Below are 17,667 nucleotides of genomic sequence, written 5' to 3'. Positions count from 1 at the left end.
GAACCCATGGGCGGGATCGGGTAACGGCAAATGACAAGACGGCTTCCACAACTGGAATCCATTCGTGCTTTCGAGGTCATTGCCCGGCTGGGCAGCTTCAAGCGCGCCGGCGATGAGCTGAATGTTACCCCAAGCGCGCTCAGCCACCGCATCGCCGATCTCGAAGCCGATCTCGGCGTGCTTCTGTTCACCCGCCATGTCCGCCGCGTCGAACTAACGCTTGAAGGCGAAAGATTGTCCGCGGGCGTGCGACGCGCACTGCTGGAAATCCAGAGCACGATCGCGAGTGTCGCGCGCAACGAGCGCACGAGGCTGAGGGTCACCGCCATTCCTTCGCATGCCGTGCGCTGGCTGGCCCCGCGTCTGCACAGGTTTCGCAAAAAGCATCCCGAAACAGAGATCGACATCAATGCGGATCTTGCAGTCGTCGACCTTTCGCAGCGAACAGTCGACATCGCATTGCGTTTCGGCGGCGGACACTATCCGGCCGTCGAGACCGAATGGCTGATGGCAGATGCGATCTTTCCTGTCGTCAGTCCCGACTATCTCGCCGCCAACGGCCCGGTCAGAGACCAGCACGATGTGCTGCGACTGTTCCGCATCCTCGACACGACGGCCGAAAATGACGAGAGCGGCGCCAATTGGCGCCACTGGTTCGAGAGAAACAATCTGCCGCTGGATACGGTTGGCGACGGCATGAATCTGAATGGCACCTTGTTGGCGGTCGAAGCGGCGGCGAGCGGTCTGGGCGTCGCTATCGCGAGGAAGTCGCTGGTCGAGAGCGATTTGCGGACCGGCAGGCTCGTCCGCCTCCTGACGACGGACATACCGACGAACTGGAACCACTACGTCGTCGTCCACCCGTCCATCTCCGCCTGGGAGCCTGCCAGATCGTTCATCAACTGGCTGAAGGCGGAAGCCGGCGACAACACCGGCGCCGGTTGACCTCGGCGGCCGTCCAGGAGCTCTCATCGGAAGGCGTCGGGGCTCACGGACTCATCGTATCGGCCAGTTGCTCATCCTTGCGGCCCGACTGGTTCGCCGCCTTGGCGGCAAGCGCTGCCGCCATCTGGCTCTCCAGCTCGCGCAGCTTGGCGTCGAGTGTCGCCATGCCGCCCCAGGCGAATGTCGCGCGGTATAGCGGTGCGATCTCGGGCGTCAGGAATTCGACCAGGGTTTCGTCCTCGACCCAGACCTTGAGCACCTTGAACAGGCGGGCATCGATCAGCTCGCTATGCCAGCCCATGCGGGCGGCAATGCCCTGGATGGTTTCGGTCGAATTGGGCGTGCTGAGCAGCACATGCGAGCCGGAGCGCAGGCGCATGTTCGGGTCGAAGCCGATGCCGAGCGGCGCTTGCTGGTCCAGAACCGTGCCGCACGGCAGGATTTCGATCAGCGAGCCGAAATCGTCGCCGAGGCAGACAAACCATGCCCCCTCAGGAAATGGCGGCGACGGCGCACGAACCGCGGTGGCGACAAGCATTTCGGCAAGGACGCTGGCGACGGCCTGCGGATCGCGGGCGTTGAATGAAGCGTGATGCAGCATGGCAATACTCCTGTTTTCAACGGCGGCGGCCGGCAGAAGTGCCGACCCATGCCGCGGCGTTCCGTAAAAACTGAATCACCGGCTGAGCGTCAGGATGACCGCGGCAAACAGGCAGGCGTATTCGGCCAGTCCAAGCACTAGGCGCAAATTGTGGTTGGCCGCCCAGCTGTCGCGCGTCTGCGCCCAATCATCGGGGATGGTCACCGGCGTCCAGCTCTGCACCTGTTTGTTGAGCGGCACCTGACGGCTGACGGTGAAGCCAATGTCGATCACCACCAGCGCCGCGGCGACGATGGTCAGGATGCGCGGCAGGCCGGCATCGACCGCAAACATCGCCATCGCCGCGATCAGCACCAGCGTCGTCAGCCTGACGAACGGCATCACCCGGGTAAACGTCCGGTCGCGCATCTGATGCATGGCCATGTACTGGCCGGCGGTAAGATCATCGATGCGAAAATCGTGGATTACGCCCGAGACGTAGATGCCGGCAATAATTCCAGCCAGCGCAAGCGAAGCCGCCATCAAGAAAATGTCCATGTCTTTTCCCTGCCCGAATGTCGTTTCCCTGGCCAAAATCGCCGCAGAGGCGAGCCCGACACCGCGCCTATTGCAATGTCCTGGCCAATGGCCGGGGTATTAAAGCAGGCGGACGGTCCGGGCTTGGGTAGGATGGAACGATGTTTTGGGCAATGCGGCCCTCCGATTGCGTCGGAAACATCAAGTGCCGTGAGGTCGAAACCCATCAGCAATCTTGACGCGTACTTGCCAGCGACCGGTCAAATTCGTATCAGACCGTGCTGGCCAATGGCGCATCACGCTGAATTGGGAGGAGCATCCGTGCCGGAAAAAACCCGGACAAAACCGACAGGCTGGATGGCGACCGGAACGGCTGACAGCCAAGTGGTCACGCCTGACTGGATGCCCATCGAGCCGGTGACGATCGATGGCGTGAGGGTCAAGGAGATCAGGCCGGTCGCAACCTCCACCGGCTATCTGACCGAGATCTTTCGCCAGGAGTGGGAGCTCGATTCGGAGCCGGTCGGCCAGGTCTTCCAACGCACCTTGTATCCCGGCGCGGTGACGGGCTGGCATGCCCATGCGGTGACGACCGACCGGCTGTTCTGCTGCGTCGGCAGCGTTCGCATTTCGCTGTTTGACGGACGCAAGGCCTCGCCGACCTTCGGCGCCGTCTGGCACAAGATTATCGGCCCGTTGCGCCCGGCGGTCGTCATCATTCCACCCGGAATATGGCACGGTGTTGTTTCGCTCGGAGCGGAGACGGCGGTGCTGCTCAACCTCGTCGACAAGGCCTATGCCTACGATCAGCCCGACCATTGGCGCCTGCCGCCAGACACCGACCACATTCCCTACAGACTGGTGTAGCGTGGAAGCATCGGCGCAGCGCGATCAGGCCGGCGGCGAACCGCTGGTTTCGATCGTGATCGCGACGCACAACCGGCCGGCAGCACTGCGGCAGGCATTGACCAGCGTCATGCGCCAGACGTTGCAAGACTGGGAAGCCTTGGTCATTGGCGACGGTTGCAGGCCGGATACGGCGGCCGTTGTCGCTGAATTTGACGATGCCCGCATCGTCTACATCGATCTTCCTGTCAATTTCGGCGAACAGTCCGGTCCCAACAATATCGGCTTTGCCAGGGCGCGTGGCCGCTTCGTCGCCTTGCTCAACCACGACGATCTGTGGTTTCCCGACCATTTGGCGGCGATGACCGGCTGGATCGACGCCTCGGGCGCCGACGTGGTGCTGGCGCGCGGTGCCGTCATCCAGCCGGCGTCGGCGGCCGGCAATCCTGTCAATTCGATCTTCGGGATCGGCAAGGATGGTTTTTACGACCCCGTCACGACGGAAGGATTTGGCTCGGCACACATGTTTCGCCGCGCTTCGTTCAGCCTGCTCGGACCTTGGCGACCCGCCAGCCAGTGCTTTTGCGAAAGCTCGCAGGACTGGCTGTTTCGGGCATGGCGAAAGGGCGCGGTGATCGCGACGATGCCGCACCTCACCGTGATCAAGCTGCATTCCGGCATACGCAAGGGCTCCTATCTCGGCGACAATGCGCAGGAACAGAAGGATCTTCTGGACGCCATGCAGACGCCGGACGCCTTGCGCGTGAAAATCCTTGGCTGCGCGGGCGAACCCATTCGCCTGGCGGCATCGAGTTATCTCAGGCGCAGGCTGATGGCGGCTCTTGGCATCCATCCCCGCGCCCGCGCCTTCCGCCGCAAGTACAAGCGAGGCGCTTTCGTCGCCAAGCTGCGGCGCCTGCGTGGCCTGGCGCCGATGCCTGAGCGCGAGCCTGGCGTGAGCGAATTGCTCGATCGCTACAGCAAGCGTGGCGATGCCGGCAGCGAGCCGGGTGAGGTCTGAACAGACCCCCGCATGAATCTCAAACAAAAACCCGCGGGATCGCTCCGCGGGTTTTTTCTTGAATCAGTGGCTTTGCCTCAGCCGTGCGCGAGCACGGCCAGCAGCAGAAGCGCCACGATGTTGGTGATCTTGATTGCCGGGTTGACCGCCGGGCCGGCGGTGTCCTTGTAGGGATCGCCAACCGTGTCGCCGGTGACCGAAGCCTTGTGCGCTTCGGACCCCTTGAGGTGCTTGACGCCGTCCTTGTCGACAAAACCGTCCTCGAACGACTTCTTGGCATTGTCCCAGGCGCCGCCGCCCGAAGTCATCGAGATGGCGACGAACAGGCCGTTGACGATGACGCCGAGCAACGAGGCGCCGAGTGCCGCAAAGGCGGACGCCTTGGAGCCCGAGATCAGCTGCACGCCGAAATAGACGACGAGCGGCGCCAGCACCGGCAGCAGCGAGGGGATGATCATTTCCCGGATCGCCGCCTTGGTCAGAAGGTCGACGGCGCGCGCATAGTTTGGCTTGGAGGTGCCGGCCATGATGCCCGGATCCTCGCGGAACTGCTTGCGCACTTCCTCGACGATGGCGCCGGCCGCACGGCCGACGGCCGTCATGGCGATGCCGCCGAACAGATACGGGATCAGACCGCCGAAGATCAGGCCGGCGACGACGTAGGGATTGGAGAGGTCGAAGGAGACATCGCCCATGCCCTGGAAGTACGGATATTTGTCGCCATTGGCGGCAAAGAACTTCAAATCGTTCGAATAGGCCGCAAACAGCACCAGCGCGCCGAGGCCGGCCGAACCGATGGCATAGCCCTTGGTCACCGCCTTGGTGGTGTTGCCGACCGCGTCGAGCGCGTCGGTGGAGTGGCGCACTTCCTTGGGCAGGCCGGCCATTTCGGCAATGCCGCCGGCATTGTCGGTGACCGGGCCGAAGGCGTCGAGGGCGACGATCATGCCGGCAAGGCCGAGCATGGTGGTGACCGCGATCGCCGTGCCGAACAGGCCGGCGAGCTGGTAGGTCGAGATGATGCCGCCGACGATGACGATTGCCGGCAGTGCGGTCGATTCGAGCGACACCGCAAGTCCCTGGATGACGTTGGTGCCGTGACCGGTCACCGAGGCCTGGGCGATGGAGTTCACCGGGCGCTTGTTGGTGCCGGTATAGTATTCGGTGATCACCACGATGAGACCGGTCACAACGAGACCGATCAGGCCGCAGATGAACAGGTTCTTGCCGATGATGGTCATGCCGGCGACGGTGCCGACCTCGCCCCAGCCGACGGTTGCCGAGGTAGCGACGCCGAGACCGACGACCGACAGCAGGCCGGTGACGATCAGGCCTTTGTAGAGGGCGCCCATGATCGAGCCGTTGGAACCGAGCTTGACGAAGAAGGTGCCGACGATCGAGGTCAGGATGCAGGCACCGCAGATAGCGAGCGGATAGAGCATCGCCGCACCCAGAGCGGCGGTGCCGCCGAAGAAGATGGCAGCCAGCACCATGGTGGCAACGACGGTCACCGCATAGGTCTCGAAGAGGTCGGCGGCCATGCCGGCGCAGTCACCGACATTGTCGCCGACATTGTCGGCGATGGTGGCCGGGTTGCGGGGATCGTCTTCGGGAATACCGGCTTCGACCTTGCCTACGAGATCGCCGCCGACGTCGGCGCCCTTGGTGAAGATGCCGCCGCCCAGACGGGCGAAGATCGAGATTAGCGATGCGCCGAAGCCGAGCGAAACCAGCGCATCGATGACGATGCGGTCATTGGGCTGCAGGCCCATCGGGCCGGTCAGGATATAGTAGTAAATCGACACGCCGAGCAGCGCGAGGCCAGCCACCAGCATACCGGTGATGGCGCCCGACTTGAAGGCGATGTCGAGACCGGCGGCGAGGCTGTTGGACGCCGCCTGCGCGGTGCGCACATTGGCGCGCACCGAGACGTGCATGCCGATGAAACCGGCGGCGCCAGAGAGCACGGCGCCGATCAGGAAGCCGACCGCGGCGGTGATCGAGAGCAGCCACCAGGCGAGCACAAGCACGACCACGCCGACGATGGCGATGGTGGTGTACTGGCGCGCCAGATAGGCTTGCGCGCCTTCGCGGATGGCGGCGGAGATTTCCTGCATGCGTGCGTTGCCCTGATCGGCTGCAAGAACCGATCGTGTCGCCCAGATGGCGTAAAGGATTGAAAGCAAGCCGCAGGCGATGACGGCAGAAATGATGGTCATTGCCGAATTTTCCTCGATTGATGGCCCAAAAGAACCCCTCCCTGGGCCGTTGGTGCGGGGAGCGGATAAGCCTAGGCGGAATCCGTCCTTCGCAGCGGTGTATGCGAAACAGGGCTCGGAACGTCAAGATATTGTTCGGTTTTTGCCCCGCTTTCAGCCAAAAGGTTTAGGCCAGAACATTCCCGTGGCCGATGCCTTGCTATTAGATCGGTTGAAATGACGCTGCGTCAGTCAATGCTTTGCCCGCAGTCCAGCGAAGGTCAGTCGCCAGTCTCCTGCCCCATCTTGCGCGCCGTATAGCGCTCGATGGCGGACAGTCCGTCATAGATCAGCACCGCCAGCGCCGCGACGATCAGGCCGCCTTGCAGGACGAAGGCGAGATTGTTGGACAGCAGGCCGGCGATGATCACCTCGCCCAGCGTCTTGGCGGCAACCGTCGAGCCGATCGTCGCCGTGGCCAGGCTGATCACCACCGACAGCCTTATTCCTCCCAGAATGATCGGCGCGCTCAGCGGCAATTCGACCTTGACCAGTCTTTGCCAGCCCGTCATGCCGGCGCCGCGCGCGGCCTCCATGATGTTGCCCGGCAGCGTTGTGAGGCCGGTCAGCGCGTTCTCGAAGATCGGCAGCAGGCCGTAGAGAAACAGCGCAATCAGCGTCGGCTTCTCGCCGAAACCGACGGCGGGCACCGCCAGCGCCAGCACCGCCACCGGCGGAAAGGTCTGGCCGATATTGACCAGACTGCGCGACAGCGGCAGGAATTCGGCGCCCGCCGGCCTGGTCACCAGGATGGCAAGCGCCACGGCAACGATGGTTGCGGCGACGGTAGCGATCAGCACGGTCCTGAGATGCAGCAGGGTCAGCGTCAGCAGGCTGCCCTGATTGTAGATCGCCGGCGCATTGTTTTCGGTCAGCGGCTTCAACAGCGGCTCGAACCAGCCGGGATTGGTGACGAAGGCTATGAGAAGCACCACCAGGGCAAGCCTGAGCAGCGAAGGCAGCCAGGCTTTTAGACCGGCCCCTTTCATGCCGGCCTCGCCGCGCGCTTCACCAGCCCGTCGACGGTGACGCGGCCGAGCAGCTTGCCGTCTTCGCCCTTGACCGGCAGCGCCGGCCGGCCCGACCACAGAAGCTCGGCCAGCGCGTCGCGCTGGCTGGCGTCGCCTGGGATCGCCTCGCCTTCGGCAGTCCCCTTTTCCACGGCGTCGCGCACGCGGCCGAGCGACAAGAGCCGGAACGGCTTTTCGCTGGCGCCGACCAGGGTTTCGACGAAGGCGTTCGCCGGCCGCGCCAGGATCTCTTCCGGCTTGGCGTATTGCACCAGCTTTCCGGCATCCATGACGGCGATCTTGTCGCCCATGTGGACCGCCTCCTCCATGTCGTGGGTAACGAGGATGATGGTGGTGCCGAAGCGCTTCTGGATTGCCAGCAGGTCCTCCTGCGCCTTGGTGCGGATGATCGGGTCGAGTGCGCCGAACGGTTCGTCCATCAGAAGCACATTGGGCTCGGCGGCGAGCGCGCGGGCGACGCCGACACGCTGCTGTTGCCCGCCGGACAGTTCGTGCGGGTAGCGCGGGCCATAGGCCTCGGGGTCGAGCTGGTAGAGCGTCATCAGCTCGGCGACGCGGGATTTGATACGGGCGCTGTCCCAGCCGAGCAGGACCGGCACGGTGGCGATGTTCTGCGCAACGGTGCGGTGCGGGAACAGGCCGTGGCCCTGGATGGCGTAGCCGATGCTGCGGCGCAGCTCGTAGCCGGGCAGCGAGCGGTTGTCGTTGCCGTCGAGCTTGATGACGCCGGCGGTCGGCTCGACCAGCCGGTTGATCATTCGCAGCAGCGTCGTCTTACCGGAACCGGAGGTACCGACAATGACGCAAACCGTGCGCGGCTCGACGACCATGGACACGTCGTCGACCACGGTCGTCGCGTCATAGCGCTTGGTAATGCCTTCGATCTCGATCATGCCGTTTCAACCCTGCGCCTGGTGGCGGTCATTTCGATTACTGCGTCGAGGATGATGGCCGCGGCGAAGGCCAACGCCACCGTCGGCACGGCGCCAAGCAGCACCAGGTCCATCGCCGTCTGGCCAACGCCCTGAAACACAAACACACCGAAGCCGCCGCCGCCGATGAGTGCTGCGATGGTGGCAAGGCCGATGTTCTGCACCAGCACGATGCGGATGCCGGCGAGGATCACCGGAAAGGCCAACGGAAACTCGACGCCGAACAGGCGCTGGCCATCGGTCATGCCCATGCCGCGCGCTGCATCATTGGCCGCGCGGGGTACGCCGGCAAGCCCGACCACGGTGTTGGCCACCACCGGCAGCAGCGAATAGAGGAACAAAGCCACGAAGGCCGGCGCGGTGCCGATGCCTCTGATACCGAGCGCTGCGGCACCCGGAACATGCGCGGCGACCCAGCCGAGCGGCGCGATCAGCAGGCCGAACAGCGCGATCGAGGGTATGGTCTGGACGATGTTGAGCACATTGAGCACGCCGGCCCGCACCCGTTCGACGCGGTGGCACAGGATGCCGAGCGGCAGGCCGACGATCACCGCCGCCGCCAGCGACCCCAGCGCCAGTGTGATGTGCTTGGAGCCTTCCGCCCAGAAACTATCGGCGCGGTTTGCATATTCCTTGAGGATCGACAGGCTGTCCCACTGCCCCGATATCAGCAACAAGCCGATGGCCAGCGCCGCGACGACGAGCACGCCGACGCGGGCCGGTGGCGACAGGTTGAGCCTGGTCAGCACGTCGGCGAGCAACAATGTGAAGGCGAAGATCAACAGCCAGAACCCGGAAGCCGGCGAGATGCGGGCGAAGGTGTTGCCGGCCGGCATCAGGAAGGTCCCGGCGACACCGATCAGGATGGCAAGGGCGGCGAGCGCCACGACGCTTGCGGCCAGGCGCAGGACAAGCGGGGTCTTCAGCAAGGCAACAATTGCGGCCACGACGACGACTGCCAGCAGCAGCGGCCCGATCGTTGCGGGCAAAGCCTCCAGCATCGAGCGCGCCTGACCGGGGACGATACGATTGGCGCGGAAGGTGGCGAACGGGGCCAGAAACGCCGCATAGGCAACGATCGCCGCGATAACCATGCCGAGCTTGTCGAAACGCAGGGTCATGGATGCCCCTCATGAGGAGCGATTTTCCACGTTGCGCAGACTACGCTGGTGATCGGCGAAAGCCGACGCGAAATCCGATCTCCCCCTTTGCGGGGGAGATGGCCGGCAGGCCAGAGGGGGGTGTGAAGGATCGCCAGCTTTCGAGCGTCGGCCTGTTCAGAAGCAACCCTGTCGAGGCACGCACCTGCTACCGGTTGTGAGGTCGGCGGGACAGCACCCCCCTCTGTCCTGCCGGACATCTCCCCCGCAAGGGGGGAGATCAGCAGCTTCCAGAGAGGGGTGTCTCGCACCAGCGTCACGATCAGCTATGCGCTGACTACTTCAAAAACCCGTTCTTCTTCAAAAAGTCCTCGGCGACACCCTTGACCGGCTCGCCGCCGACCTGGACGCGGCCGTTGAGTTCCTGCAGCGTGACGAGGTCGAGCTTGGCGAACACCGGCTTCAACAGCGTCTCGATCTCCGGATGCTCTTTCAGCACCGCTTCGCGGATGATCGGCGCCGGCTGGTAGACCGGCTGCACGCCCTTGTCGTCGGCGAGCACGACCAGGCCGGACGGCGCGATGCCGCCGTCGGTGCCGTAGACCATGGCGGCGTTGGCGCCGTTGGTCTGGTTGGCGGCAGCACCTATTGTCGCGGCGGTGTCGCCGCCCGAAAGCGTGATCAACTGCTCGGGCTTCAGCGTGAAGCCGTAAGTGGTCTGGAACGCCGGCAGGGCTGCCGCCGAATTGACGAACTCAGCCGACGCCGCCAAAACCACCGTGCCGCCGCCGGCGACGTATTTGCCGAAGTCGGTCAGGGTCGCCAGCTTGTTGGTCTCGGCAACCTCCTTGCGCAGCGCGATCGCCCAGGTGTTGTTGGCCGGTGACGGCGACAGCCAGACGATCTTGTTGGCGTCATAGTCGAGCTTCTTGGCGGTCTCATAGGCCTTGGCGGCATCCTTCCAGACCGGATCGTCGGCCTTCTCGAAGAAGAAAGCGGCATTGCCGGTGTACTCGGGATAGATGTCGATCTCGCCGGCAGTGATCGCCTTGCGTACCACCGGCGTGCCGCCGAGCTGGATGCGGTCGGTGGTCTTGATGTTGTTGGCGTTGAGCACAAGCTGGATGATGTTGCCGAGCACGCCGCCCTCGGTGTCGATCTTCGAGGAGACGACCACCTGGGCATTGGCGGAGGCGGCCGTGATGCCGAGCGCCAACGCCGCGCCGGTCAGAATCTTGACTGAAAACATTGTGAAAACCCCTTGCTTTGGACCGAAATGCGGTGGCCGCATATGAGCATGGCTTCAACGCCCCGTCGGGGCACACGGTTTCATAACAATGGGTACAGACGCAATAATTTTGTGCGGTCGCCGCGATTTCGGCCGCCGCCATGCTGACACGTCGTGCCAAGCCAAAGATAGAACCGGATCAGGCGCGGGCTTTGCGCGATCCGGTCAGTTTGAGCGCGCCAAGGGCGACGAAGCAGAGGGCGACGACCGGGAAAACCAGCCAGTTCAGCATCTCCCAGCCCCAGGCATTATAGATGGCGCCCGACATTAGCGAGGCGAAGGCGACGGAGCCGAACAGGACGAAGTCGTGGAAGCCCTGCACCTTGCTCTTTTCGGACGGATGGTAGCTGTCGGCGACCATGGAGGTGGCGCCGATGAAGGCAAAATTCCAGCCGAGGCCAAGCAGGATCAGCGCCGTCCAGAACTGCCACAAATGCAGGCCGGACAATGCCACCGCGGCGCAGCCGATGAGCAGGACCAGGCCGGTGGCGACGATGCGTTCGGCGCCGAAGCGATGGATCAGCGATCCGGTGAAGAAGCTCGGCGCAAACATCGCCATCACATGCCAGGAAATGCCGAGCGTGGCGTCGTCTGTCGACAGGCCGCAGCCGACCATGGCCAGCGGCGCGCCGGTCATGACGAAACTCATCAGCGCATAGCTGCCGACGGCGCAAAACAGCGCCGCGACAAAACGCGGCCGGGTGACGATATCGGACAGCGGCCGGGCGTCGCTTGACGCGACTTCCGCGTGGCCGGGAGCCTTGGCCGGGATGCGCAGGAATGACAGGATGATGGCGCCGGCCGCCGCCAGAACCGGAATGGCCACGAACGAGCCGGCAAACATCACCGGCGCCAGCAATTCGCGGGTGAAGATGACGATCTGCGGCCCGAGGATCGCGGTGATGACGCCGCCGGCCAGCACGAAGGAAATGGCGCGCGCCTTGAATTCGGGCGGAGCATTATCGGCGGCGGCGAAGCGGAACTGCTGGACGAAGGCGCCGCCGACGCCGATCACCAGCAGCGCGAAAGCGAACAGCCAGAAGCTGGCGTGGAACAGTGCCAGCGTGGAGATGACGCCGCCAAGCGCGGTCACGATGGTGCCGGTCATGAAGCCGCCGCGCTGGCCGAGCCAGCGGATGATGGCCGCGGCCGGCAACGCGCCGAGCGCCACGCCGATGTTGAAGCCGGTGATTGGCGCCGTTGCCAGCGACTTATCGGGGCCAAGCAGATATTGCCCGGCCAGCCCGCCCATGGAAATGGCAATCGGCGCGGCCGAACCGATAATCGCCTGCGACGTCGCCAGGATGATCGCCGTGCGGCGCGCTTCCCTTGCTGCGCCGGGGACGGTGCCGGTCACAATGCGTCCTTGCCGCGCCCCTCGCCCCGCACCCGGCGCGACACACGGTCGAGCACGGCGTTGGTCAGCTTCGGCTCGTCTTCCTCGTAGAAGGCCTTGGCGATGTCGACATATTCCGAAACGATGACGGCCACCGGCACGTCGTCGCGCTTCATCAGTTCGTAGACGCCAGCGCGCAGGATTGCGCGCAACGTCGAATCGAGTCTGGACAGCGGCCAGTCTTCCGTCAGCGCCTGGCGTATAATCGGATCGATGGTCGTCTGGTTCTCGACGACGCCGGCCAGGATGGCGCGGAACCACTGCGCGTCGGCCTCGCGATAAAGCGCGCCGTCGACTTCCTTGCCGAGCCGGAACGCCTCGTATTCGGCGGTGATCTCGAAGACGCCGCTGCCGGCCACGTCCATCTGGTAAAGCGCCTGCACGGCGGCCAGACGGGCGGCGCCACGCTTGTTGGCGTGGCGTATCGCGGGCTGGCCGGGCGAAGCGGGTTCGCTCACGATTGCGCTCCCAGCTTCTCTTTGAGCGCGATCATGGTCAGCGCCGCGCGCGCGGCAAAGCCGCCCTTGTCACCCTCCGAGCGCTTGGCGCGCGTCCAGGCCTGCGCGTCGTTCTCGGTGGTCAGGATGCCGTTGCCGATCGCAATCGCTTCCTGGACCGAGAGATCCATCAGCGCGCGACTCGATTCATTGGCGACGATGTCGAAATGATAAGTGTCGCCGCGGATGATGGTGCCGAGCGCGACAAAACCATCATAGTCCTTGCCGCCCTCGCCCATGCCGTCGAGCGCAAAAGTGATCACGGCTGGAATTTCCAGCGAACCGGGAACGGTGACGACGTCATAGGTCGCGCTAGCTTCGTCGAGCGCGCTCGTCGCGCCGTCGAGCAGCGCGTCGGCAAGATCGTCATGAAAGCGCGCCTCGATGATCAGAAGGTGGGCCTTCTTCTTCGGGCGAATGAACGCTTTGCCGTGTTGGGATGTGCCAGCCATAAATGTCTCCGGGGGTAGCCGGTGACTTAGGCCGAAGCCGGTTTGATCGCAAGCGGAAGATTGCTGGAGGCGAAGCCTGGCCTAGCGCGTCTTTGGGCTGGGCGTCGGTAGCGGGCACTCGCTGCAGAGGCTTTCAGCCCAGACGAGAACAGCTTCGTGATCCACTACACGACCCCCGTCTACATCGGCCATTGCTTTGCGCGTAAGCCGCTTTTTCTGTTCGATTGTGAGTCTTGCGGCCATCAAAGCCCCTCTTTCGCCGCCTCGACTAGGCGCGCGGCGTAGCGGGCCATGGTGTCGATCTCGAGGTTGACCTTGTCGCCGACCTTGCGCTCGCCCCAAGTGGTCACGGTCAGCGAATGATGGATCAAAAGCACGTCGAAACGGGTGCCTTCGACCTTGTTGACGGTAAGCGAGGTGCCATCAAGTGCGACCGAGCCTTTTGGCGCGATGAATCTCGCCAGTTCGCGCGGCGCCTCCAGCGTAAAGCGCACCGCATCGCCCTCGTCCTTGCGTTCGACGATTTCGGCCATGCCATCGACATGGCCGGAGACGATGTGGCCGCCGAGCTCGTCGCCGATCTTCAGCGCCCGCTCCAGATTGACCCTGGTGCCTGATTTCCAGCCCGACGCCGTGGTCAACCTCAGTGCCTCTTCCCAGGCTTCGACCTCGAACCAGCGGGCGTTCGAGCCATCGTCGGGCAAAGCCGTGACCGTCAGGCAGACGCCGCCGCAAGAGATCGAGGCGCCAATGGCGATGGTCGCGGGATCATAGGCAGTGTCGATGCGCAGGCCGACACCTTCGCTCAGCGGCTTGACGGCCGCGACGGTGCCGATATCGGTGACAATTCCGGTAAACATCGATGCTGATCCCTAGAGGTCCCTTATCCATTCCGCATAGACATCTTCCCCGAAGCGCATCTCGCGCAATTTGCGGAAGCCTGCCGGGATATGGTTGGCGTCGACGGGCGATACAATGCCGCCCTCGCCGATCGCTTCCGGCCCCTGGAACAGCACGATGCGGTCGATCAGTCCTTCGGCGAGGAAGGCGCTGGCCACCTTGGCGCCGCCTTCGACCAGAACGCTGGCCATGCCGAGCGCGCCGAGATCCTCGAGCAGTTCCGGCAAGGCCACGCCGCCTTCATGGGTTTCGGTGCCGATGAAGCGCACACCGGCACGCTCCAGCACCGACCGCCGTAGCGGATCGGCCCCCAGGCTCGCGGCGACATAGAGCGGCACTCGGTCGGTGCCGGAGACCAGCTTCGAGGCTTCCGGCAGCCTGATCTGGCGGTCGAGCACGATGCGCGCCGGCGAGCGGTTCTCCAGCCCCGGCAGCCGCACGGTGAGCGCCGGATCATCCTCCAGCGCCGTGCCGATGCCGACCAGTATGCCATCGGCTTCGGCGCGCATCAGATAGACTTCGCGGCGGGCGATATCGCCGGTGATCGCGACCTGGCCGGCGCCGTGCCTGCCGATCTTGCCGTCGCTGGAAAGCGCAAGCTTCAGAATCACTTCCGGGCGCTTTTTCAGGGACCGAATCAAATAGCCGGCCATCTGCTCGGCGGCTTCCTCGGCCAGCACCTTTTCGACCACTTCGATGCCGGCGGCGCGCAGGATGGCATAGCCTTTGCCGGAGACGCGCGGATCGGGATCGCTGGCGGCGCCGACGACCCGCGCCACTCCGGCATTGACCAGCGCGTTGGCGCAAGGCGGGGTGCGGCCATGGTGGGCGCAGGGCTCCAGCGTGACATAGGCGGTGGCACCGCGGGCCAACTCGCCGGCTTGAGCCAGCGCCTCGGTCTCGGCATGCGGCCGGCCGCCAACAGCGGTGACGCCGGTGCCGACGATCATCGGCCCGGCGCCATCGTCGCGAACGATGATGGTGCCGACCGAAGGGTTGGTCGAGGTGCGGCCGGCATTTCGGCGCGAGAGTCTCAGCGCTGCCGCCATGAAACCGCGATCGAGAGCCTGCTGATCGGCCTTCCCTGACGTTTGGGTTGCCATGCTCAGCCGGCGTCCTCTTCGCTCTTCAGCTCGTCGCCCTTGAACTCGTCGCCTTTGAGCTCACCCAGCACATCGTGGAAATCCTTGGCCTCACGGAAATTGCGATAGACAGAGGCGAAGCGGACATAGGCGACGTCGTCGAGCGACTTCAGCGCTTCCATGACGAGCCGGCCGACCTCGCCCGAGGCGATTTCAGTCTCGCCGGAGCTTTCGAGCTGGCGCACGATGCCGGTGACGGCGCGGTCGATGCGCTCGGGATCGACATTGCGCTTGCGCACCGCGATCTCCACCGAACGCAAGAGCTTGTCGCGGTCGAACGGCACCTTTCTGCCGGACTTCTTGACCACCACGAGGTCGCGCAACTGGACGCGCTCGAAGGTGGTGAAACGGCCACCGCAATCGGGGCAAACGCGCCGCCGGCGGATCGCGGCGCCATCCTCGGCGGGGCGCGAATCCTTCACCTGCGTATCTTCGGACTGGCAATAGGGACAGCGCATGGAGAGCCTTCGGGTTGGCGATTCTGGCGGAACGATAGGCTTAGAGGTTTTTGCCGGGACGGCAAAGGTTCGGCAACGGCCGCTCGCGCCCTCAGAGATAGCGAGGCGGGAGGAAAATTGCCAGCCGCGCCAGATATGTCAGGGGGCGACGTCCTTGGTCGGGAAGCCGCAGGACGTTCCGAGGTTGCGGTAGGCCTTGGTGAAGCCATCCATCGGGATGCTGGCGACAGCCTGCTTGCCGAACGTCACATCGAGCGAGATGACCTGGCGCATGGCACGCAACAAAGCGAGACTGGTCTTGGCCTGGTTGTCGACGGTCCAGCTCGGGCGGCCGGCATCATTGGAATAGACGGTCGCGGAAACCTTGACGCCGGGGTCGCCAAAGGTCGCGGCGATCTTCTTGCCGGTCGGCAGCTCCTTGTTGGCGATCGTGAACATGATCGCCGGATAGGCATCGGGCGGCAGGGCGTCGCCAGTCGAGATCGAAAGCGTCAGCGTGCCGGCATTGCCGTTGCCGTCGACAAAGGCTGTCGAGGCCGCACACGTCTTGTGCGAATCCTGGCCGGTGTCGAGCTCATCGATGATGGTAGTCCACCTGCCAAAGGTGTTGGTGGCCGGGATATCCGTGCCCGGCTGCGTCTGCTCCTGGGCTATCGCGCCTGACGCGGTGAAAGCGGCAAGCGAGCCGATGAAGGCCAGAACGGCAGGACGGAATATGCGCATCGTCAGATCTCCAACAGGCCGCGCCGCCCGGACAGCAAGACGCGCAGAGCGCGGGATAAAAGACGAAGCGCCGCTGGTGGTCAACCGAGATAGGGATAGAGCGGGAAACGATCGGTCAGCGCCACGACCTTTGCCTTCACCGCCGCCTCGACCGCCGCATTGCCTTCGTCGGAATTGGCGACCTTCAGCCCGTCCAGCACTTCGGCGATCAGCTTGCCGATCTCGCGGAACTCGGCCTGGCCGAAGCCGCGCGTGGTGCCGGCCGGCGTGCCCAGACGCACGCCAGAGGTGACGAAAGGCTTTTCCGGATCGAACGGGATGCCGTTCTTGTTGCAGGTGATGTTGGCGCGCCCGAGCGCTGCCTCGGCGCGCTTGCCGGTGGCGTTCTTGGGCCTGAGATCGACCAGCATCAGATGGTTGTCTGTGCCGCCGGAGACGATGTCGAGGCCGGTTTCCTTGAGGCTCGACGCCAGCGCCTTCGCGTTGGCGGCGACACTCTCGGCATAGAGTTTGAAGCTCGGCTTCAGCGCCTCACCGAAGGCGACCGCCTTGGCGGCGATGACATGCATCAGCGGCCCGCCCTGCAGGCCGGGGAAAACCGCCGAGTTCATCTTCTTGGCGATGTCCTCGTCATTGCACAGGATCATGCCGCCGCGCGGGCCGCGCAACGATTTGTGCGTGGTCGTGGTCACGACATGGGCGTGCGGCAGCGGTGACGGATGCACGCCGCCGGCAACCAGGCCGGCGATATGGGCCATGTCGACCATCAGATAGGCGCCGACCGCATCGGCGATCTCGCGAAAGCGCTTCCAGTCCCAGATGCGCGAATAGGCGGTGCCGCCGGCCAGGATCAGCTTCGGCTTGGTCTCATGCGCGGTCTTTTCGATCGCGTCCATGTCGAGCAGATGGTCGTCCTTGCGCACGCCATAGGAAACGACCTTGAACCATTTGCCGCTCATATTGACGGGCGAGCCGTGCGTCAGGTGGCCGCCGGAGTTCAGGTCGAGGCCCATGAAGGTATCGCCCGGCTGCAGCAGCGCCAGGAAGACCGCCTGGTTCATCTGGCTGCCGGAATTCGGCTGGACATTGGCGAAGTTGCAGCCGAACAGCTTTTTGGCGCGCTCGATAGCGAGTTCCTCGGCGACGTCGACGAACTGGCAGCCGCCATAATAGCGCTTGCCCGGATAACCCTCGGCGTATTTGTTGGTCATGATCGAGCCCTGCGCCTCGAGCACGGCGCGCGAAACGATGTTTTCCGAGGCGATCAGCTCGATCTCGTGACGCTGGCGGCCAAGCTCGTTGCGGATCGAGCCGAAGATCTCCGGATCGGCATCTTCCAGCGTGGTTTCGAAGAAGGATTCGAACTTGTTCGACGCTGCCGCTGCAGTTGCCATGGCCTGAAATCCTTCGGTTCGGGGCATTTATCTATGCATATCGTTGCCCCGAAACCGCTGCACGGTTCCGGGCGACATGCATTGCCGCGCCATTAACACAGTTGTTTTCGCCTCGCCACGTTTGCAGCGCGAAATTTGCTGGCCGGATTGCGCCAGAGCGGCCCTGT

Annotated in this window: 19 protein-coding genes; 3 read left to right on the top strand and 16 right to left on the bottom strand. The window is 64.2% G+C overall.

Annotated features, from left to right (window positions below):
* Positions 1-30: 30 nt before the first annotated feature.
* The gene (locus NKK52_RS06910; protein WP_023682380.1) at positions 31-945 is read left to right on the top strand and encodes a LysR substrate-binding domain-containing protein; all 915 of its coding nucleotides are present in this window, start codon (positions 31-33) and stop codon (positions 943-945) included.
* A 43-nt stretch (positions 946-988) separates the two neighbouring features.
* Here NKK52_RS06910 and NKK52_RS06905 read toward each other — a convergent pair whose 3' ends face one another.
* Together NKK52_RS06905 and NKK52_RS06900 are read right to left on the bottom strand one after the other, a co-directional pair.
* Complete coding sequence (locus NKK52_RS06905; RefSeq protein WP_023682381.1) at positions 989-1,546, bottom strand: hypothetical protein; 558 nt, start codon at positions 1,544-1,546, stop codon at positions 989-991.
* Between the two features lie 75 nt (positions 1,547-1,621).
* Positions 1,622-2,083, bottom strand: a complete 462-nt coding sequence (locus tag NKK52_RS06900; RefSeq protein ID WP_023669364.1) for an anthrone oxygenase family protein — start codon at positions 2,081-2,083, stop codon at positions 1,622-1,624.
* A 300-nt stretch (positions 2,084-2,383) separates the two neighbouring features.
* Here NKK52_RS06900 and NKK52_RS06895 point away from each other — a divergent pair, with 300 nt between their 5' ends.
* Both NKK52_RS06895 and NKK52_RS06890 read left to right on the top strand, forming a co-directional pair.
* Positions 2,384-2,929: a dTDP-4-dehydrorhamnose 3,5-epimerase family protein gene (locus NKK52_RS06895; RefSeq protein WP_245260844.1), complete on the top strand. Its 546-nt coding sequence runs from the start codon at positions 2,384-2,386 to the stop codon at positions 2,927-2,929.
* Positions 2,859-3,929: a glycosyltransferase family 2 protein gene (locus NKK52_RS06890; protein WP_084633906.1), complete on the top strand. Its 1,071-nt coding sequence runs from the start codon at positions 2,859-2,861 to the stop codon at positions 3,927-3,929. The genes NKK52_RS06895 and NKK52_RS06890 overlap by 71 nt, the downstream gene beginning before the upstream one ends.
* A 77-nt stretch (positions 3,930-4,006) precedes the next feature.
* On the opposite strand, the gene NKK52_RS06885 is transcribed toward NKK52_RS06890, so the two are convergent.
* The 14 genes from NKK52_RS06885 to glyA all read right to left on the bottom strand — a co-directional run bounded on the left by NKK52_RS06885 (position 4,007) and on the right by glyA (position 17,500).
* Positions 4,007-6,148 (bottom strand): sodium-translocating pyrophosphatase, encoded by a 2,142-nt coding sequence (locus tag NKK52_RS06885; RefSeq protein ID WP_023682384.1) that lies wholly within the window; start codon positions 6,146-6,148, stop codon positions 4,007-4,009.
* A gap of 260 nt (positions 6,149-6,408) precedes the next feature.
* A complete protein-coding gene (locus NKK52_RS06880; protein WP_023682385.1) occupies positions 6,409-7,176 on the bottom strand; it encodes an ABC transporter permease in 768 nt (255 codons plus the stop codon).
* A complete protein-coding gene (locus NKK52_RS06875) occupies positions 7,173-8,111 on the bottom strand; it encodes an ABC transporter ATP-binding protein (RefSeq protein ID WP_023682386.1) in 939 nt (312 codons plus the stop codon). Before NKK52_RS06875 ends, NKK52_RS06880 begins: the two co-directional genes overlap by 4 nt.
* A complete protein-coding gene (locus NKK52_RS06870) occupies positions 8,108-9,271 on the bottom strand; it encodes an ABC transporter permease (RefSeq protein WP_023682387.1) in 1,164 nt (387 codons plus the stop codon). The genes NKK52_RS06875 and NKK52_RS06870 overlap by 4 nt, the downstream gene beginning before the upstream one ends.
* 316 nt (positions 9,272-9,587) lie before the next feature.
* Positions 9,588-10,499, bottom strand: coding sequence for a glycine betaine ABC transporter substrate-binding protein OsmF (gene osmF / locus NKK52_RS06865; protein WP_023682388.1), 912 nt, complete (start codon positions 10,497-10,499; stop codon positions 9,588-9,590).
* Between the two features lie 178 nt (positions 10,500-10,677).
* The gene (locus NKK52_RS06860) at positions 10,678-11,895 is read right to left on the bottom strand and encodes an MFS transporter (protein ID WP_023682389.1); all 1,218 of its coding nucleotides are present in this window, start codon (positions 11,893-11,895) and stop codon (positions 10,678-10,680) included.
* On the bottom strand, positions 11,892-12,392 hold the full coding sequence (gene nusB / locus NKK52_RS06855) for a transcription antitermination factor NusB (protein ID WP_023682390.1): 501 nt from the start codon (positions 12,390-12,392) through the stop codon (positions 11,892-11,894). The genes NKK52_RS06860 and nusB overlap by 4 nt, the downstream gene beginning before the upstream one ends.
* Complete coding sequence (ribH, locus tag NKK52_RS06850; RefSeq protein ID WP_023682391.1) at positions 12,389-12,883, bottom strand: 6,7-dimethyl-8-ribityllumazine synthase; 495 nt, start codon at positions 12,881-12,883, stop codon at positions 12,389-12,391. Before ribH ends, nusB begins: the two co-directional genes overlap by 4 nt.
* Positions 12,884-12,964: 81 nt before the next feature.
* Positions 12,965-13,075 carry a hypothetical protein gene (locus NKK52_RS32200; protein WP_488492023.1) on the bottom strand — a complete coding sequence of 37 codons (111 nt, stop codon included), beginning with the start codon at positions 13,073-13,075 and terminating at the stop codon, positions 12,965-12,967.
* 50 nt (positions 13,076-13,125) lie between these two features.
* On the bottom strand, positions 13,126-13,743 hold the full coding sequence (locus NKK52_RS06845) for a riboflavin synthase (protein ID WP_023682392.1): 618 nt from the start codon (positions 13,741-13,743) through the stop codon (positions 13,126-13,128).
* Positions 13,744-13,755: 12 nt separating this feature from the next.
* The gene (ribD, locus tag NKK52_RS06840; RefSeq protein ID WP_023682393.1) at positions 13,756-14,886 is read right to left on the bottom strand and encodes a bifunctional diaminohydroxyphosphoribosylaminopyrimidine deaminase/5-amino-6-(5-phosphoribosylamino)uracil reductase RibD; all 1,131 of its coding nucleotides are present in this window, start codon (positions 14,884-14,886) and stop codon (positions 13,756-13,758) included.
* 2 nt (positions 14,887-14,888) lie between these two features.
* Positions 14,889-15,383: a transcriptional regulator NrdR gene (nrdR, locus tag NKK52_RS06835; protein WP_023682394.1), complete on the bottom strand. Its 495-nt coding sequence runs from the start codon at positions 15,381-15,383 to the stop codon at positions 14,889-14,891.
* 138 nt (positions 15,384-15,521) lie between these two features.
* Positions 15,522-16,106, bottom strand: coding sequence for an invasion associated locus B family protein (locus tag NKK52_RS06830; RefSeq protein WP_023682395.1), 585 nt, complete (start codon positions 16,104-16,106; stop codon positions 15,522-15,524).
* A gap of 80 nt (positions 16,107-16,186) precedes the next feature.
* Entirely contained in the window at positions 16,187-17,500 is a 1,314-nt protein-coding gene (glyA, locus tag NKK52_RS06825) for a serine hydroxymethyltransferase (protein ID WP_023669349.1), read from the bottom strand.
* Positions 17,501-17,667: the final 167 nt, after the last annotated feature.

The sequence above is a fragment of the Mesorhizobium sp. C277A genome, assembly GCF_040324395.1.
Classification (GTDB): domain Bacteria; phylum Pseudomonadota; class Alphaproteobacteria; order Rhizobiales; family Rhizobiaceae; genus Mesorhizobium.
Note: the sequence above shows the minus strand (reverse complement) of the source record. Positions and strands in the feature narration are given on the sequence as shown.

What these genes read in the sequence shown, in the direction of transcription:
- NKK52_RS06910 (WP_023682380.1), top strand. Translation starts at nt 31, where the DNA reads ATGACAAGACGGCTTCCACAACTGGAATCCATTCGTGCTTTCGAGGTC.
- NKK52_RS06905 (WP_023682381.1), bottom strand. Translation starts at nt 1,546, where the DNA reads ATGCTGCATCACGCTTCATTCAACGCCCGCGATCCGCAGGCCGTCGCC.
- NKK52_RS06900 (WP_023669364.1), bottom strand. Translation starts at nt 2,083, where the DNA reads ATGGACATTTTCTTGATGGCGGCTTCGCTTGCGCTGGCTGGAATTATT.
- NKK52_RS06890 (WP_084633906.1), top strand. Translation starts at nt 2,859, where the DNA reads ATGCCTACGATCAGCCCGACCATTGGCGCCTGCCGCCAGACACCGACC.
- NKK52_RS06885 (WP_023682384.1), bottom strand. Translation starts at nt 6,148, where the DNA reads ATGACCATCATTTCTGCCGTCATCGCCTGCGGCTTGCTTTCAATCCTT.
- NKK52_RS06880 (WP_023682385.1), bottom strand. Translation starts at nt 7,176, where the DNA reads ATGAAAGGGGCCGGTCTAAAAGCCTGGCTGCCTTCGCTGCTCAGGCTT.
- NKK52_RS06875 (WP_023682386.1), bottom strand. Translation starts at nt 8,111, where the DNA reads ATGATCGAGATCGAAGGCATTACCAAGCGCTATGACGCGACGACCGTG.
- NKK52_RS06870 (WP_023682387.1), bottom strand. Translation starts at nt 9,271, where the DNA reads ATGACCCTGCGTTTCGACAAGCTCGGCATGGTTATCGCGGCGATCGTT.
- osmF (WP_023682388.1), bottom strand. Translation starts at nt 10,499, where the DNA reads ATGTTTTCAGTCAAGATTCTGACCGGCGCGGCGTTGGCGCTCGGCATC.
- ribH (WP_023682391.1), bottom strand. Translation starts at nt 12,883, where the DNA reads ATGGCTGGCACATCCCAACACGGCAAAGCGTTCATTCGCCCGAAGAAG.
- NKK52_RS32200 (WP_488492023.1), bottom strand. Translation starts at nt 13,075, where the DNA reads ATGGCCGATGTAGACGGGGGTCGTGTAGTGGATCACGAAGCTGTTCTC.
- NKK52_RS06845 (WP_023682392.1), bottom strand. Translation starts at nt 13,743, where the DNA reads ATGTTTACCGGAATTGTCACCGATATCGGCACCGTCGCGGCCGTCAAG.
- ribD (WP_023682393.1), bottom strand. Translation starts at nt 14,886, where the DNA reads ATGGCAACCCAAACGTCAGGGAAGGCCGATCAGCAGGCTCTCGATCGC.
- nrdR (WP_023682394.1), bottom strand. Translation starts at nt 15,383, where the DNA reads ATGCGCTGTCCCTATTGCCAGTCCGAAGATACGCAGGTGAAGGATTCG.
- NKK52_RS06830 (WP_023682395.1), bottom strand. Translation starts at nt 16,106, where the DNA reads ATGCGCATATTCCGTCCTGCCGTTCTGGCCTTCATCGGCTCGCTTGCC.
- glyA (WP_023669349.1), bottom strand. Translation starts at nt 17,500, where the DNA reads ATGGCAACTGCAGCGGCAGCGTCGAACAAGTTCGAATCCTTCTTCGAA.